Source organism: Rheinheimera sp. WS51 (assembly GCF_050936095.1).
In the GTDB taxonomy this organism is placed as follows: domain Bacteria; phylum Pseudomonadota; class Gammaproteobacteria; order Enterobacterales; family Alteromonadaceae; genus Alishewanella.
Genome location: NZ_JBOTRC010000007.1, coordinates 77,108 through 93,070 on the forward strand (window position 1 = coordinate 77,108; position 15,963 = coordinate 93,070).

General features: G+C 38.6%; 15 protein-coding genes and 2 tRNA genes. 12 read left to right on the forward strand and 5 right to left on the reverse strand.

What is annotated here, in order from left to right:
- Position 1 precedes the first annotated feature (1 nt).
- Complete coding sequence (locus ACRCA4_RS09875; RefSeq protein WP_008110853.1) at positions 2 to 439, forward strand: MerR family transcriptional regulator; 438 nt, start codon at positions 2 to 4, stop codon at positions 437 to 439.
- Between the two features lie 169 nt (positions 440 to 608).
- On the opposite strand, the gene ACRCA4_RS09880 is transcribed toward ACRCA4_RS09875, so the two are convergent.
- Entirely contained in the window at positions 609 to 2,273 is a 1,665-nt protein-coding gene (locus tag ACRCA4_RS09880) for a transposase (RefSeq protein ID WP_433187651.1), read from the reverse strand.
- Positions 2,274 to 2,280: 7 nt separating this feature from the next.
- Positions 2,281 to 3,609 (reverse strand): DUF4158 domain-containing protein, encoded by a 1,329-nt coding sequence (locus ACRCA4_RS09885; protein ID WP_433187817.1) that lies wholly within the window; start codon positions 3,607 to 3,609, stop codon positions 2,281 to 2,283.
- A gap of 272 nt (positions 3,610 to 3,881) precedes the next feature.
- On the opposite strand from ACRCA4_RS09885, the gene ACRCA4_RS09890 reads away from it, so the two are divergent.
- Entirely contained in the window at positions 3,882 to 4,172 is a 291-nt protein-coding gene (locus ACRCA4_RS09890; protein ID WP_433187820.1) for a YnfA family protein, read from the forward strand.
- Between the two features lie 503 nt (positions 4,173 to 4,675).
- On the opposite strand, the gene ACRCA4_RS09895 is transcribed toward ACRCA4_RS09890, so the two are convergent.
- Together ACRCA4_RS09895 and ACRCA4_RS09900 are read right to left on the reverse strand one after the other, a co-directional pair.
- A tRNA-Met gene (locus ACRCA4_RS09895) sits at positions 4,676 to 4,752 on the reverse strand.
- A gap of 85 nt (positions 4,753 to 4,837) precedes the next feature.
- Positions 4,838 to 4,914 (reverse strand) — tRNA-Met (locus ACRCA4_RS09900).
- A 207-nt stretch (positions 4,915 to 5,121) separates the two neighbouring features.
- On the opposite strand from ACRCA4_RS09900, the gene rlmKL reads away from it, so the two are divergent.
- The 5 genes from rlmKL (at position 5,122) to rmf (ending at position 11,835) form a co-directional block, all read left to right on the forward strand.
- Complete coding sequence (gene rlmKL, locus ACRCA4_RS09905; protein WP_433187654.1) at positions 5,122 to 7,239, forward strand: bifunctional 23S rRNA (guanine(2069)-N(7))-methyltransferase RlmK/23S rRNA (guanine(2445)-N(2))-methyltransferase RlmL; 2,118 nt, start codon at positions 5,122 to 5,124, stop codon at positions 7,237 to 7,239.
- An 8-nt stretch (positions 7,240 to 7,247) separates the two neighbouring features.
- Complete coding sequence (locus tag ACRCA4_RS09910; protein ID WP_433187657.1) at positions 7,248 to 7,484, forward strand: glutaredoxin family protein; 237 nt, start codon at positions 7,248 to 7,250, stop codon at positions 7,482 to 7,484.
- Positions 7,484 to 9,403: an ATP-binding cassette ATPase Uup gene (uup, locus tag ACRCA4_RS09915; protein WP_433187660.1), complete on the forward strand. Its 1,920-nt coding sequence runs from the start codon at positions 7,484 to 7,486 to the stop codon at positions 9,401 to 9,403. The genes ACRCA4_RS09910 and uup overlap by 1 nt, the downstream gene beginning before the upstream one ends.
- Positions 9,404 to 9,429: 26 nt before the next feature.
- A complete protein-coding gene (locus tag ACRCA4_RS09920) occupies positions 9,430 to 11,262 on the forward strand; it encodes a DUF3466 family protein (RefSeq protein WP_433187663.1) in 1,833 nt (610 codons plus the stop codon).
- 390 nt (positions 11,263 to 11,652) lie between these two features.
- Entirely contained in the window at positions 11,653 to 11,835 is a 183-nt protein-coding gene (rmf, locus tag ACRCA4_RS09925) for a ribosome modulation factor (protein ID WP_313909138.1), read from the forward strand.
- 79 nt (positions 11,836 to 11,914) lie between these two features.
- On the opposite strand, the gene fabA is transcribed toward rmf, so the two are convergent.
- Positions 11,915 to 12,427 carry a bifunctional 3-hydroxydecanoyl-ACP dehydratase/trans-2-decenoyl-ACP isomerase gene (gene fabA, locus ACRCA4_RS09930; RefSeq protein ID WP_433187667.1) on the reverse strand — a complete coding sequence of 171 codons (513 nt, stop codon included), beginning with the start codon at positions 12,425 to 12,427 and terminating at the stop codon, positions 11,915 to 11,917.
- Positions 12,428 to 12,577: 150 nt separating this feature from the next.
- Between fabA and ACRCA4_RS09935 the strand changes: the two genes are divergently transcribed.
- The 5 genes from ACRCA4_RS09935 to ACRCA4_RS09955 all read left to right on the forward strand — a co-directional run bounded on the left by ACRCA4_RS09935 (position 12,578) and on the right by ACRCA4_RS09955 (position 15,953).
- Positions 12,578 to 12,835 carry a hypothetical protein gene (locus ACRCA4_RS09935; protein ID WP_433187670.1) on the forward strand — a complete coding sequence of 86 codons (258 nt, stop codon included), beginning with the start codon at positions 12,578 to 12,580 and terminating at the stop codon, positions 12,833 to 12,835.
- 87 nt (positions 12,836 to 12,922) lie between these two features.
- On the forward strand, positions 12,923 to 13,786 hold the full coding sequence (locus ACRCA4_RS09940) for a 6-carboxytetrahydropterin synthase (RefSeq protein ID WP_433187672.1): 864 nt from the start codon (positions 12,923 to 12,925) through the stop codon (positions 13,784 to 13,786).
- Positions 13,787 to 13,844: 58 nt separating this feature from the next.
- Positions 13,845 to 14,243: an acyl-CoA thioesterase gene (locus ACRCA4_RS09945; RefSeq protein WP_433187675.1), complete on the forward strand. Its 399-nt coding sequence runs from the start codon at positions 13,845 to 13,847 to the stop codon at positions 14,241 to 14,243.
- Between the two features lie 40 nt (positions 14,244 to 14,283).
- Positions 14,284 to 14,751, forward strand: coding sequence for a DUF962 domain-containing protein (locus tag ACRCA4_RS09950; RefSeq protein WP_433187678.1), 468 nt, complete (start codon positions 14,284 to 14,286; stop codon positions 14,749 to 14,751).
- Between the two features lie 122 nt (positions 14,752 to 14,873).
- Complete coding sequence (locus ACRCA4_RS09955) at positions 14,874 to 15,953, forward strand: sensor histidine kinase (protein WP_433187680.1); 1,080 nt, start codon at positions 14,874 to 14,876, stop codon at positions 15,951 to 15,953.
- Positions 15,954 to 15,963 lie beyond the last annotated feature (10 nt).

The following is a 15,963-nucleotide window of genomic DNA, read 5'->3' on the forward strand; positions in this document are numbered from 1 at the left end:
CATGATTAAATCTAAGGTTGAAAACATTCCTGTTGGTGAAGTCAGTTTTTTGACAGAGATACCTGACATCAATAAGTTCATTAGTAGTGATGATGATGCGTTGGATTTTCCTTTGAGTATTTCTCAACTGGCACTAGCTGCACAAACATCTGTCCATACGGTAAGAAATTATGTTCTTGAGAACTTAGTACACTGCGAAGAAAAAACTAAGTCAGGCCATTCACTTTACGGCTTATGTGCATTAAAGAGATTAAAGTTCATTCGAGCAGCAAGGGCGGCAGGTCTTCTTGTAGTTGATATCAAGCCATTACTAATGGCAATAGATGCAGGAGAAAGAAAAGTTCCTGAAGACATCCAAAAGCTGCTACTTACTAAAATCGAGCATAGAAAAGTATTTTTAAATCTAGTAACAAACCAAATTGAAGAGTTTTGCAATTAGAACAATTATAGAACAGTTCATGGCTCGACTAAAAACTTGTTAGCTTATCTGTTTTCTATCAATGTTAGCTTGTATATATCAAGCATATAGAATATCAACACCTCCAATTTTTAATGGCACTTTGATGCGCAGTACCTTTTGAATTAGAAATACAAACAGATGGCATTCTTTAACTTATTGATTCTACATCACTAAGTAAACCAGCTAAGTCGATTTCTTTGCGGTCTTTATTAAAGGCATATTCCCCATTTAGATTAATGTGTTGCCAAGCAACAGGTGAAAGCCGAGAAATAACATCAACCACATCTTGCCTACCGTTCCTCTCTTGGATTTGTAAAAATGCCGATAGTAACGCGGAATTATAATAAATAATGCAATTTGAAATGAGTCGAGCACAATCGTTCCATTGTGATACTTGGTAATCATTCCCCCCACGAAATTTATTGCCATTAACTGAAGTAATAGCACGTTTTAACTGATGGTATGCTTCACCTCTGTTCAAGGCTTGCTGGACGTAATGACGCAACGTTGAATTATCAACATACTCCAAAACATAAATAGATTTAATTAAACGGTCGTACTCATGCAATGCTGACAATCTTCGGCTCTTGCCGTTACTCAACTTTCTAATGATTGTGCTTTGAGTGGTGGTTTTACGACTCAATGAACAAACAATATGCTGAATATTGTCCCATTCTTCAGCAATTAGCTTATGATTAATATCTTTCTTTAATTGAATACGGCCTCCGTTCTCTTCAGTCACTTCAAATAGCTCAAAAAACACCTTTTTCATTTTCGCGTATTGAGGGGCGAATGTGTAACCAAAGAAATCTAATATAGCGAAGTTAACATTATTGGTACCATGCGTATCGGTCGATAAGGTATTAGGCTGTATATCTGAAGAGTTGTTATAGAGTAAGTCAAAAGCAAAGTGACCTTCATATTCGTTAGCGCCAATGACTTGCGTACTCACCGGAACATGATTAGAAACCAATGTTAATGCTGAAACACCTTTACCTTTGGAGAAGTACTTAGACGAATACCGAGCCTTAAACGTATTTATGCGACACTCAAATTTTTGACCATCAATGCTTGAAAACAACTGATTATCGTCCACATGGTAATAGGCAAATATTGGCAACGTGGCTATAGCATTAGAAACCTGATCATTAGACGTTTTGAGTGTTTCATATCTGACATAACTATCATCTACACTGCGTAATTTACCCATTGAACGGTCAGAGATATTCGCCATTTTATATAGGCCGTAATTGGTGCCGTTTGCCAATATACAGGCGATCAGATCTTCTTTATTTACTGGTGATTTTTCTTTAGTTGCTGATATGTGTGTAAATGAATTTAAGTAACCTGTCTTTTGATCAACAAACAACATGAGTTCAACGATACCCATGTGTTGAATTTGATTGTAGAGCGGGTTTTCAATTGTTTGTTGCCAACGGCTGTTAGGAATTGACCACTTGAGTTCGGCTTTGCCAGGAATAAACTCAACATACTTATTATCACCACTAAAGATATGCTCGCTTGCTTCCTTCAGCTTAACTTCTAATTGTTGGCTCTTATCTGCGAGTGTTTGGTTAATCGGTGTTGCCAGCTTATCAAGGCCAGTGTTTTCAATGATTGTCTCTTTTTGCTGCCATTCTTTAGGTTGTATAAGATCTGACGTTAAACTACGGTTATTAACGCTTTCTTTCACCGTTAAGCTATTACTGTGAAATAATTGTTCGGCTTTACGATAAAGGAAATACTCAAATCGATTAGCAATTAATTTGGTATTTTCTCCCTCTAAATACTCTCGGTCATGTTTAGGTACCACATCGATGTTAATGGGTTTGGATAGCCTTTAATTCACTAAGTTCAGAATGTGCCATAACATACTGCTCATGGAGTTCATCCTTTAAATGAATGAACTCAATATCGATAGACATAAATAATGAGCGGATAAGTTTTTTAATTTTACTGGATTGTTTATCAATAAATTGCCATTCGTACTGACGGCCATCAAAGTCGTTATTATCTAAGTGATCACTTAACAGTTTAATACTGTCAGCAGGGATCAATTCAAAGGCTTTTTTACGTACATCACCAAAGCTTAAATCATCGTCCATATCGGTATCGATGAAGTACTTTAATAAACTACCAGCGGATTTTAATTTGGTTCTTACAATGGTTACATCTTCAACAATACGCTGCTTTGCATAGCCTTTAGCTGATTCGGTTAACTTCCTTACCAAGTAAATAAATGCAGCAACAAGATTGTCGTTAGTCTCTCGGTACCTGAAGAACAAGTAACAAACGAGATATAAAATAGTTTGGCTATCTGCGTGTTTTCTAAGCTTATAAACGGACTTGTGCTTTACCAGTGAAGCATAGTATTCAAGATTTTTAGGTGATAGCTCCAGTTCAGCAATCAGTGACTTAATTTCTGGATAAAGCGAGCGTATAATTTTATGCGTCTTCAGCTCTTGGGTGATTTGGCTCGTTGAAAAGTCCTTAGCCATTTTCTTTAACTTGGCTAAGTCAGTAAAGGTATTATTTGACTCAAGTAATTTAAGTAATGTTTTTCTGGTACCTGAAGACAAACTATCAAGCAGCACCATTTCAATTCGGTTACGCTCATTTGATAATACCGTAGAAATAGTGTCTTGCAGCGTTGTATAACCAGCTAGCGCTATTCTGTTTTGACCAAAATAAGCAATACATTCATCAAAAACATACCTTGGTTCAAGGTTGATTTTTACAACATCGTTAAGCCTTTTTAATAGCGGCTCTTTATCTAACTTGCTTTGGTATGCTGTAAACCCTGTATATTTTAATAACTTATTAATCAGCTTAGTTTTTGTTGTTGGTGATAAATCCTCAAGAGACATATCTTTATCGCTGAAATACTTGGATCTTACATAATCTAAATCATTACTGACTTGAGTAAATGAGAAATTAAATACTATTGGCCGTGACCTAAAGTAACCAAGCAGTAAGATAAAATACACTCTGGTTTCAATACGTCTTAATTCGTTGACGAGCCTTTGAGTTTCACTATCTAACGAAAAATAATCATCACGATCTTTACGGTTAAAATTGGGTAAGGCATAGAGTTCGTTGATTTCTGATTCGCTGAGTATTTGTATACGCTTGGTGTTTGATGAAGAAATAGTGGTAAGCCTTTCTTGTTATTTTTAATCAGCATACCTTAATCAATGAGGTTAATGTTTACCAGTCAACTGCTTAACATTACCATAAAGCCGATTTAAGCGACTAAAGTGGTAAACTTTTCATAAGATAGTTTACCACTGTGTATTATTACTTAAGAATACTAATGCCGATTTCGAGGGGATGGGCTAAATAATACAAACTGTGTTATTCAAGGGGTGAAGTCCAATGGTACGAAAAGTTACTCTAAGCGTGAAAATTCAAGCTAAGGTTAATTTCGAGGGGATGGGCGCAAAACCCCTATTTGCCTTACTTGTGGCTGAAAAAAGGAGCTTCAGCCTGGGTGCTGTTACCTGCTGCAATCAGTCTGGCATTATTTGCCTGGTTGTTAACGCTTCACCCAACGGCTGCTGGACGTGTTTACGCGGCTTATGGCGGAGTATACGTAACAATAGCAATAGTCTGGTTGTGGGGAGTAGATGGCATTCAACCACACCGCTGGGATCTGGCTGGCGTGGTGCTAATGCTCGCAGGCATGGCAGTGATCATGTTTGCTCCCAGATGAAGCAGACTGTACTCGGAGCATCGGTTTGAAAGTGAGTAAATGGCGAAATAATGAATTTCATAAAAAACATATTCTTAGTCATCATTATATGAGAAATTTCCCGAATCCCGGCTAACCCTCGAGTAGGGGATTTACTTGTAAAGCTTGTTTTAGTTCAACTTTGTCACAAAACCGCACCCGTTAAAATCACCGCCTTAAAAGCCCCTCAATAGCATAAGTTATTAATTACTATGCGTATTTAGTGAGAGTTAGCTATTGTATTTAATATCTATTAAGGGCAATTAAAGTATTATTTTGTCACAGAATTCTGTGACAATGCTTTATGGTTGGGGCTTTTAATGTAAAGGTCAAAAAACAGCTTTTATGGGGACAAATAAAAATTAGAATTTTGAAACACTGGAAAATTTTGTCACAGATTTGTCACAGAATGACGAATTTCAGGCATAAAAAATTCCCATTAAAGGGAATGCTTTATTTTTCAATGATTTATGAATCTTGAAAGTTGGTTGCGGGAGCCGGATTTGAACCGACGACCTTCGGGTTATGAGCCCGACGAGCTACCAGGCTGCTCCATCCCGCGTCCATGTATTACCCTTGAGCAGAGAAGGTAATGTGTTGATTTGCAAGACGTTAATTTATGACCTTTAGGCTAAACAAGTCACAATTGGTTGCGGGAGCCGGATTTGAACCGACGACCTTCGGGTTATGAGCCCGACGAGCTACCAGGCTGCTCCATCCCGCGTCCGTCATTGCGGAGCGCATAGTATTGGTTTTATTAACACCTTGCAAGCCTTTGTCATGTTTTATTATGGTAATTATATTCGTTTGCTGAAATTGTGTGCAAATTGGCTTTTGTTTGTACATTTTTGATGTGAATAGCAAAACTTGATCTGTGTTGCTGGTACATTCTGATATACTAATTGCCAATTTTAATAAGGGTTTGGTTAGCATGCTGGAATTCTGGGCGTTAACGTCTAAAGGTGTTGAAGAGTTAGTTGCAGATGAAATACGTTTGCACGGTGGTGAGGTCATTAAAATGACGATGGGTGTAGTACGTTTTAAAGCGGAGCTGCGTACTGCGTATCAATTATGTTTATGGTCGCGTATGGCTACGCGTATTATGCGTTTGATCCAGTCTGAGCCGATTACTGCCGATAGCGATTTATACCAAGTGGCGTCTAAAATAGATTGGCCACAGCAGATGGCGCTTAGAAATACCTTAGCAGTAGATTGTGTAGGTAAGCATGCCAAAATTGATAATACCCAATTTGGTGCTATTCGCTTAAAAGATGCCATTGTTGATCAGTTTCGTGAAGAAACTGGCCATCGACCAGATGTTGACCGGATGAACCCGGATGTGCGTTTTCAGGTGCGTTTAGATAGAAACCATTTCCACTTTTTACAAGATTTCTCGGGCCCGTCTTTACACCAGCGCGGTTATAGAAGTGGTCAGGGTGAAGCACCGTTAAAAGAACATTTAGCGGCAGCTTTAATTAAACGTTCAGGTTGGCAAGTTGATCAGCCGTTTTTTGACCCTTTTTGTGGTAGCGGTACTTTAGTAATAGAAGCGGCTTTATTTGCTTTAAATAAGGCTCCGGGCTTAGCCCGTGAGCGCTTTGCTTTTGAAAGCTGGCCTGGCCATCGTGATGCTATATGGCGTGAGCTAAAAGATGAAGCCAAAGCGGCTGAAAAGCCATTGCCTGAAAGCATTCAGTTTTATGGCTCTGATACTGATGAGCGGGCTTTAGCTAAAGCGAAACAAAATGCTGCTAAGGCTGGTATTAGTTCAATTACCCAGTTTAGTTATGGCGATGCCACTAAGTTAAATACGGCAGTGTCTAGTAGTGCAGGTATGATTGTTACTAACCCGCCTTATGGTGAGCGCTTAGGTGAGTTACCTACTTTAATTCCGTTGTATAGTCAGTTTTCTGTTGCCTTAAAACAGCATTATCAAGGCTGGCGTTTAGCTATTATTACCTCGAACGCTGACTTACTGCGGGCCTTGCGTTTATCACGCTCTAAAACTTATAAGTTTACCAATGGGCCTTTAGATTGTGAGTTTACCTTATTTGACTTAACTGAAAAACAAGTCGCCGTAAGCTCTGATGCGCCATCTTTATTTTTCCAAGAAAGTAGTGCCTTTGGTAATAGGTTAGCTAAGAATTTAAAGCAGCTGCGTAAATGGGCTAAGCGTGAGCAAATTAATTGCTATCGGCTATATGATGCCGATATCCCTGAATATAACGTTGCTGTTGATTGGTACGACGGTGAGGTTGTGGTGCATGAATACGCCGCGCCGAGTACGGTTGATGAACAAGTTGCTCAAAAACGTTTATTTGATGTTGTAAACCAAGTGCCGCCGGTATTAGGTATTACATCAGATAATATGATTTTAAAAGTGCGTGAAAAGCAAAAGGGCACTTCGCAGTATCAAGCCTTAGCGAAAAAAGCGGGCCAATATAAAGAAGTGGTTGAGTATGGCGCTAAGTTTTTAGTTAATTTACGCGATTACTTAGATACCGGCTTGTTTTTAGATCACCGCATTACGCGACGCATGATCCAGCAACAGGCTAAGGGAAAATCGGTATTAAACTTGTTTGCTTACACGGGCACAGCGTCGGTGCATGCTGCCATTGGTGGGGCGCGCAGTGTTACTACCGTTGATATGTCTAATACTTATTTAGACTGGGCTAAGAAGAACTTTACTATTAATGGTTTAACGGGCTCACAATATAAGTTTGAACAAGCAGATTGCTTGCAATGGTTAAGCCGTTGTCGCGAGCAATTTGATTTAATCTTTGTTGATCCGCCAACGTTTTCTAACTCGAAGCGGATGCAAGACAGCTGGGACGTGCAACGTGATCATGCTGGTTTGTTAAATAAATTGATTCCACGTTTAGCTGTGGGCGGCAAAGTGATTTTCTCTAATAATAAACGTAAGTTTAAATTAGATACCGAGCAGCTGATTGACGCTGGTTGGCAGATAAAAGATATTTCTGCGGCAACTTTACCGGATGACTATAAGCGTAATCCGCATATTCATGTTTGTTTTGAATTAAGCCGATAAGCGACAAAATGAGCACTAAGCAATCAATTATTTTATATAGCACTTGGGGCTGCCATTTATGTGACAGTGCTGAGGCACTATTAAAACAAGTAGAGCAAACTTATACCGTAGTGGATATTGTTGATGATGCTAACGCATTTGAAAAATATCGATTACTTATTCCTGTTATTAGCGCAGGAGATAAAGAATTAAATTGGCCATTTGATGCTGAGCAATTAGCAATTTGGCTTAAGGAAGTAAAATAGTGGAATTATTACGTTTTCAACAGGCGTGTTTGGCTTTTGGTACCCATCCTATATTGGATCATGTTGATTTTAGCCTTTTTAGTGGTGAGCGCGTTTGTTTAGTGGGTCGTAATGGCGCCGGTAAATCTTCATTTATGAAATTGCTGACCGGACAGCAAAATTTAGATGATGGTCAGATAGTGGTTAATACCGGGGTGGTATTAAGCCGCTTAGAGCAAGATCCGCCGGCCAAAATGGATGTTAAAATAGCTGATTTTATTCGTGAAGGCGCGGGGGATTTAGCCGAAAAATTGCAGCAGTTTTATACTTTATCTGAAAACCTTGATGGCGCAGGTGATGCTGAGTATCGCTTATTTGAACAATTACAGTCTGAAATGGATACGCGTGACGGCTGGAGCTTAGAGTCTCGAGTTATTGATATTTGTCAGCAATTCAATATGGACCCAGAAGCCAGTTTAAGTACTTTATCTGGCGGTTGGTTGCGTAAAGCCGCTTTGGCTCGGGCCTTAATTGCTAAGCCAGATGTGCTGTTGCTTGATGAGCCAACGAACCATTTAGATGTTGCTGCCATTCAATGGTTAGAGCAATTTTTATTGAATTTTAACGGTGCTATTATGTTTATTTCGCATGATAGGGCCTTTATTCGTGCCCTAGCGACGCGGATTATTGACTTAGATCGCGGTGAATTAACCTCACACCCTGGCAATTACGAGACTTATTTAGAGCGTAAGCAAAAAATGCTCGAAGATGAGCAACAACATAATGCCTTATTTGATAAGCGTTTAGCTGAAGAAGAAGTGTGGATCCGCCAAGGCATTAAGGCTAGGCGTACCCGTAATGAAGGTCGAGTGCGCGCTTTAAAAGAATTACGTAAAGAGCGAGCAGCACGATTAGATAAACTGGGTAAAGTCGATTTTAATATTGAGCAGGCTGATAGATCAGGCAAGCTGGTATTTGAAGCTAAAGCTGTTTCACAGCAATTTGGTGATAATAAAGTTATAAAAGACTTAAATTTACTGGTGATGCGTGGCGATCGTATCGCGTTAGTGGGGCCTAATGGTGTAGGTAAATCGACATTAATCAAGTTGTTGCTTGGTGATTACACCCATTCAGCAGGTGAAGTAAAACGCGGCACTAATATTGAAGTAGCTTATTTTGATCAACACAGGATGGCACTTGATTTAGAAGCGACAGTGCAAGATAACGTAGCTGACGGTAAACAAGAAATTACTCAAAATGGTAAAACGCGGCATGTATTAAGTTACTTACAAGACTTTTTATTTCCACCCGCACGTGCTAGAACACCGGTGAAGGCGTTATCGGGTGGTGAGAAAAACCGTTTATTACTCGCCAAGTTATTTGCTAGGCCTAGTAACTTACTTATTCTGGATGAGCCAACTAACGATCTAGACGTTGAAACACTTGAGCTACTAGAAGATATATTGCAGCAATACCAAGGTACCGTGTTATTAGTTAGCCATGACCGAGAGTTTGTTAATAATACGGTAACGAGTTCATTGTTATTTGTAGGTGATGGTAAAATTGTAGAAATTACCGGCGGTTATGATGATGTGTTAGCCTATCAGCAAAGACAACAAGCGAAAGCGGCTAGCCAATCAACAGCTAAATCAGCCACTAAGGTTAACACTTCTTCACAAAAAACTGACACAGTAACTAAAGCTACAACTACTGAGCCAGTTAAAAAGAAGTTATCATACAAAGAGCAGCGTGAATTAGAATCTTTACCTTTGCAAATTGAACAACTAGAGCAATCTTTAGCTAAGCTGCAAGCTGAGGTGAATAAGCCTGAGTTTTTTAAAGGCAGTGCAGAGCAAACACAAGCTACACTGAACCAATTAGCAGAAACCGAGTCGAAGCTGGCGCAAGCATTTGCGCGCTGGGAAGAATTAGACGCATAATTAGAAGTAAAATTTAGGGGCACCGAATGAAGTTATCAGTTATTAGCATAGCGCTAATACCCATGTTAAGCCTAAGCGCAGTTCAGGCTGCAGTATATGATGTTGTGGAAGTAGGCGATGTAGCAGAGGTTAAAACAACTGCTGCAGCGGCAATTAACGATGCAGGTGAAGTGGTTTTTAATGGTGGTATTAGTGAGTACAGTACATCTGCAGCAACTGAAGCCGGATATACCTATAAGCGCTTCTCCTCAGGTGACGCTAATGGGTATTATAATTTTCCATTAGATTTAAGCTTAATAGATTTTACATCTGAAATTATAAAAAATGCGTTATCAGATGAGCAATTAGCAGATGCGCAAAACGGTGTAACCGATGCTTTCACTTTAAATTATTTGCTTAATTACAATCCAGCCTTGCAACCTATAGGTTTGGCTTTACCCTATATAAAAACTGTTAATGCGGAAGCTGAAAATGTTGTTTTGAGAGATGAAACAACTGCACCTATGCGCGGAAATAGTGAGTATCTATACGACATAAATAATCAATCTGTAGCGATAGGCGTTGCATCCACTTCATTTACGCGGCAAAGCTTTACGCCAGAGCCAACTGAAGCAGTTCCAGAACCCGCCACTAAGTATGAGTGGCTGTTTGACGGACCCATGGTGTTAGGCTCGGTCGTAAAAGACGGTATAGTGACAACAATTCCAGCTCCATATCAAAATTCAGGTGGAGGATACTCGTTAGCTTATGCTATTAATAATAATGGTTATATCGTTGGAATGGCCAGTACCTCCATTATTGATGAAGCTAAAATAGCTGAAAAGTGTGATGGCAAAAATGAATCAGAAACATTTTGTCGCAATAAACTTATCATGAATACACCTGTCGTTATTAACCCGTTAAGTCCAGGCCAGCAGACAGGACGGTTGTTGCTATCTGATCATTATTATCAGCCTGCAGGAATGATGTGGCACTTTGCTGATAATATGCTAAGCGAACCAACAATGCTTGGCTTTTTGGGAGATTTAAATACGGGCATCGCTTTTGATGGAGAAGAACTTAACAGAGTAAGCTACTTTAGCACACCCTATGATATTAATGATAACGGATTAGCAGTTGGAGCATCAGTATATACTGATTCAACTCAAGAAGTTTATTTAGACCAGACCGTTAACGGTAATTATGTTAAGGGTATTTTTAGAACCTTTCATGCAAGCTTATTTACTGATGGTCAAGCGTTACCTTTAGTTGAACCGAACGACTGGCTCCGCAGTAGTGCAATTGCCATCAATAATAATAACATTATTATTGGCGGTGCTTTAAAAGTAATAAACAATGAAGTACGTACTAGGATGTTTATCCACGATTATAATCTTGGAACTACAAACTTTGTTGAAAGCTTTTTTGCTAGCGCTAATACCTTCCCTCGAGATATTAATGATAATAATATAGCTGTAGGTACAACTGAAGCTATTTTAAATAATACATTGATCCGTCGTCCACGCGCTTTTGTTATGGATTTAACTGATAATAGCTTCGTAGATCTCAATACATTAGTAAGCTGTGATTCGCCTTTTACTTTAGTAGACGCTAACTCTATTAATAACCACGGTGAAATTTTAGCAACAGCTATTGTGAAAAAATCACTAAGAGATATTAAAGGTGAAATTGTTCTTGATAGCAATGGTGTAGCACAAACAGAGAATGTTACGACGACAGTAAAGTTAATTCCAATTGCTAATGGTGAAGCTGAAGTATGTTCTGGAGATGATACTAGCTACAAGCGTAAAAGTGGTAGCTTTTCATTTGCCTGGTTATTAGGTTTTTTCTTTATAGGTTGGCGCCGTTTACAGCGTTAATATGCCGCTAAATTTGTAAAAAACTGGCGTACAATAATAAAGCTACTGAATAATAAAGGTTGTTATCGCTAATATTGGCGATACAGCACCTTTATTAACAGTAGCTTTTTTATTTTAATTCTCACTGTTCACCCGTTTAATTTTTATGCTAAAGCCTAGCATAATGCGCTATGTTAGCCTTGGTTTTAAAATAAACAAAAAATAATAAAACTAAATGTCTCAAGTCTTCATGTTGTTAGCTTTTGTCAAGCGTTAAAGTTAATAATTGTTATTGAACCTTTGTTAGGTCTGGGCTATCAATATAGAGGTGACCGAGAGATACATTCATAGGATAGTTAATTATCCGCCATTTCGGTTACTCTATTAAATAAAGTTGAGGAAGACTGCCGTATGAAAAGACAAAAACGTGATCGTCTAGAACGTGCTCATGCTCAAGGTTATCGTGCTGGTGTTACGGGACGATCTAAAGAACTTTGCCCTTATCAGAATTTAGATACGCGCTCGCAATGGTTAGGAGGGTGGCGCGATGCAATTGAAGATCGAAACGTTGGTTTGTTTAACCGAGGGCTATAACTTTCTATAGCTAATTTAACAACTAAGCCCCGATGCAATTACGGGGCTTTTGTCGTTTAGGTAAGCTAAAAGTCAGCTATTAGAAACTAGATGTATCTTGGAAAAGACCGACTTTCAAATCTTGAGCTGTATAAATTTCACGACCATCTACGCTAACTACGCCATCAGCAATACCCATAAATAATTTGCGCTTAATAACCCGCTTCATATTTAAGGTATAAGTTACTTTTTTTGCTGTAGGCACAATTTGGCCAGTGAACTTAACTTCACCTACGCCTAAAGCACGGCCTTTGCCTGGGCCACCAGACCAACCTAAAAAGAAACCTACCAGTTGCCACATTGCATCTAAGCCAAGGCAACCTGGCATAACTGGATCGCCTTTAAAGTGGCAAGCAAAAAACCATAGATCTGGCGTAATATCTAATTCAGCAATAATTTGACCTTTGCCGTATAAACCGCCTTCTTCTGAAATATGGGTAATGCGATCCATCATTAGCATATTATCTGAAGGTAACTGACTGTTCCCTTCGCCGAACAATTCGCCATTACCACAGGCAATTAAATCTTCTTTTGTAAAGCTATTCTTTGTCATGTATGTTTAATCCAATATAAATTCTGGCTCACTTTAGCGAACACTTGTACGCTAAACAAGTCCGATTTCTATTTCATTTGATAAAATGGCTAATATATTTGCAGTAAAGTTCACTATTTAGCTTTGTTAATATTCAAAAAGGGTAGCCCAATGACGGATACTACAGGTAAGCCTTTAACTAATGCTGAAAAACAGCAACGCTATCGTTCAAAACAAAAAAAATCGGGTAAAAAGGAGCTCAGAGGCTACTTAACTCCAGAAGCCTTAGCTTGTTATAACGAGATCCAACAGAAAACAGATTGGAATGACAGTTTATTATTAAGTAACGCTATTAGGCTAATGTATGCGGCGCATAAATGTGGTCAAGTAGGTCTGTTGCATACTTGGTTGACTGATCATAAACGTTAATAAGATTAAAGCGGCTTTAGACTGTAGTTCAACTGCATTGCTAGGTATAATAGTGTCCTAGATAGTAAATAAACCAGAGAGCTGTAAATGATTTTGTTTGTGCGTGACTTAACCGTAATTGATTTTTCTTATCTATGTACAGAGCGCGGTATGTTAGGTGAAAGCTATATTGTTGATGTTGAGTTACACGGCAAATTAGATGAGATCTCAATGGTACTTGATTTTTCTTTAGTGAAAAAAACCATTAAACACGCTATAGATCAATTAGTAGATCATAAGTTAGCAATACCTACTTTAGCTTCAGGTGTTGAGTTGGATGTAACTGAACAAGGCACACGGCTTAAATTTAACTCAAAACGGGGCCAAATTAATATGGCGGCGCCAGCAGAAGCGATAGCTTCAATTGCAGCAAAGACCATAGTTCCTAATAGTATTACTGCCTTTTTAATGCAGCATATTATGCCTTTAATGCCAGCTAATGTAGAAAAGTTGGTGTTTACATTGCGCCCAGAAGCTATTAGTGGTTTTTATTATCATTATAGTCATGGCTTAAAGAAGCATCAGGGGAATTGTCAGCGTATTGCCCACGGCCATCGTTCTACTATTCAAATTTATGCTGACGGTATGCTATCGCCGCGCTTAAATAAATATTGGTCTGAGCGTTGGCAAGATATCTATTTAGGTAGTACTGAAGATGTTTGTACTCCTGAACAACTAAAAATGATTAATCCTGAACTAGATAGCGATATTTGTTTTCGTTACCAAGCCGAACAGGGGCCTTTTGAGTTAACTATGCCTAAAGTGCATTGCGAAATAATGAATACGGACACTACGGTTGAGTGTTTAGCTGAGTATATTGTTGCTGAACTAAAAAAAATTGATGCCAGCAAAACTTATAAAGTGATTGCTTATGAAGGGGTAGGTAAAGGGGCTATTGCAGAGACGGTTTAATATAATTACTAATGTTTAGCCCTTTTAACTGCTACTAGATAAAAATTTGGAGACATCAATGAGAAATGAAGCCTTAATTGCTAAACGAATGGAGCATGCTATTACCCGTGTAACACGCACTGTGTTTCCTGGGCGTACTAATCATCATAATACGCTTTTTGGTGGTGAAGCTTTAGCATGGATGGATGAGGCTGCTTTTATTGCTGCTACCCGCTTTTGTCGTAAGCCTTTAGTTACCATTAACTCAGATAGAGTGGATTTTAAAGAAGCCATTCCCGCTGGCACTATTGTGGAAATCGTGGCAAAAGTGGTGCACGTTGGCCGCACTAGTATTAAGGTGCAAGTCGATATTTTTGTTGAGCATATGTATAACGATAATCAGCACCAAGCCATCTCTGGCAACTTTACTTTTGTTGCGCTTGGCCCTGATCGTAAACCGACGCCAGTGTTATCATAGTTAACTTCATAGCCAGCTAAGCATGTAGAGAGGCGTTAAGATGAAAACAGCACAACAATGGTTCGATGAATATGGCCATAGCCATAAAAACAGTATTAATAAGGCGATTCACTGGTTAGCGGTACCGGTTATTTATTTCTGTGTTTTAGGCTTGTTGTGGCAAATTCCTATGCCTTTTACTACATTTGCTGAGCAAGAAGTCACTTGGTCATTAATCATTGCTGGGCCTATTTTATTATTTTATTTTAATTTATCTTTTTCACTTGGCGTGGGCATGACCCTATTTACAGCTTTATGTGTAATGATGCTGCGCTGGTATCAGCAGAGCTTCACCTTAGATGTTTGGGTAATGTCGTTAATAGTATTTGTTGTTATGTGGGTGCTACAGTTTATTGGCCATAAAATTGAAGGTAAAAAGCCGTCATTTTTTCAAGATGTACAGTTTTTGCTTATAGGCCCAGCTTGGTTGTTAGGATTTATTTATCGTCGTTTTAATATTAACTATTAAAAGATTTGATATAAAGAATGCGATTAACACAAGATGAAATAGGCTCAGTCACTGGGTTGTAAAGCTTAGCTTTGGTTATAATCTGTCTATTAATTAGTTGAATTTATCTGCGGATAATTGATTTGTATAAATTTTTTGAAGATCGCGCTCGGCAATTTTGGCTATTACATACCCTAGGCTGGCTAGGTTTTGCTATTGTTAATTATTTAGGCTCTTTAGTACAAGAAACCCGTGATGCTTATTTAATTGTCATTGCTCTAGACGCTTATGTTGGCTGGCTAATTACTATTCCGCTTCGTTATGCTTTTCAACGAATTTGGTTTTGGCCACCCTGGAAGATGGTGATTTCTGTTCTATTAATGGCTTTCTTAGTTGCGGCCGTTTGGACAGCAGTACGTAACTTTAATTACTGGGAAATTTACCGTCATGGCGCCAGACCTGGCGACTGGGTGAAATATATTCGTGATACGCCTGTTGCCTTTTATGTCATTCTAAGTTGGTGTGGTTTATATTTTGGTATTAAGTATTACCAGACTTTACAGTTAGAAAAACAAAAATCACTTACGGCGACCAATAAGGCTCATCAGGCCCAATTAAAAATGTTGCGGTATCAATTAAACCCGCACTTTTTATTTAATACTTTAAATGCTATTTCTACCTTAGTGCTTATTAATGAGTCTGATACTGCAAATAAAATGCTTTCAAGACTTAGCGACTTTTTACGTTATTCTCTGTATAAAGATCCGATAAATAAAGTTGCTCTAGAACAAGAGCTATATGCAGCTAGGCTTTATTTAGAGATTGAAAAAGTGCGTTTTTCAGAGCGGTTATCCATAGTGTTTGATATTGAACCCTGCATAGAGAAAGCGAAAGTACCTAGTTTAATTTTGCAGCCTTTAATTGAAAATGCCATTAAATATGCCGTTGCCAGTCAAGTCGATGGTGGTGAAATTGCGATTACAGCCAAAAGATTTGGCAATGATTTACTGTTAGAAGTAGCAGATAATGGCCCTGGTATGGCTATAATTAATGGTTTACCGCAAAATAATGTAAAGAATGTTAACTCTGAAAGTGGTGTTGGTTTAGTTAATACAAAAGAGCGTTTAGCAGCATTATATGATAATGATTTTGCCTTAGTTTTAACGCATAATCAGCCAACCGGTTTAAAAGTAAATATTCGTATTCCACTACAACTAGAATAAATGGAACTGA

Excerpts from the sequence above, each read along its gene's own strand:
- rlmKL (WP_433187654.1), top strand. The coding sequence starts at position 5,122 with ATGCTGGAATTCTGGGCGTTAACGTCTAAAGGTGTTGAAGAGTTAGTT.
- ACRCA4_RS09950 (WP_433187678.1), top strand. The coding sequence starts at position 14,284 with ATGAAAACAGCACAACAATGGTTCGATGAATATGGCCATAGCCATAAA.
- ACRCA4_RS09935 (WP_433187670.1), top strand. The coding sequence starts at position 12,578 with ATGACGGATACTACAGGTAAGCCTTTAACTAATGCTGAAAAACAGCAA.
- ACRCA4_RS09910 (WP_433187657.1), top strand. The coding sequence starts at position 7,248 with ATGAGCACTAAGCAATCAATTATTTTATATAGCACTTGGGGCTGCCAT.
- ACRCA4_RS09945 (WP_433187675.1), top strand. The coding sequence starts at position 13,845 with ATGAGAAATGAAGCCTTAATTGCTAAACGAATGGAGCATGCTATTACC.
- ACRCA4_RS09920 (WP_433187663.1), top strand. The coding sequence starts at position 9,430 with ATGAAGTTATCAGTTATTAGCATAGCGCTAATACCCATGTTAAGCCTA.
- ACRCA4_RS09940 (WP_433187672.1), top strand. The coding sequence starts at position 12,923 with ATGATTTTGTTTGTGCGTGACTTAACCGTAATTGATTTTTCTTATCTA.
- rmf (WP_313909138.1), top strand. The coding sequence starts at position 11,653 with ATGAAAAGACAAAAACGTGATCGTCTAGAACGTGCTCATGCTCAAGGT.
- fabA (WP_433187667.1), bottom strand. The coding sequence starts at position 12,427 with ATGACAAAGAATAGCTTTACAAAAGAAGATTTAATTGCCTGTGGTAAT.
- ACRCA4_RS09875 (WP_008110853.1), top strand. The coding sequence starts at position 2 with ATGATTAAATCTAAGGTTGAAAACATTCCTGTTGGTGAAGTCAGTTTT.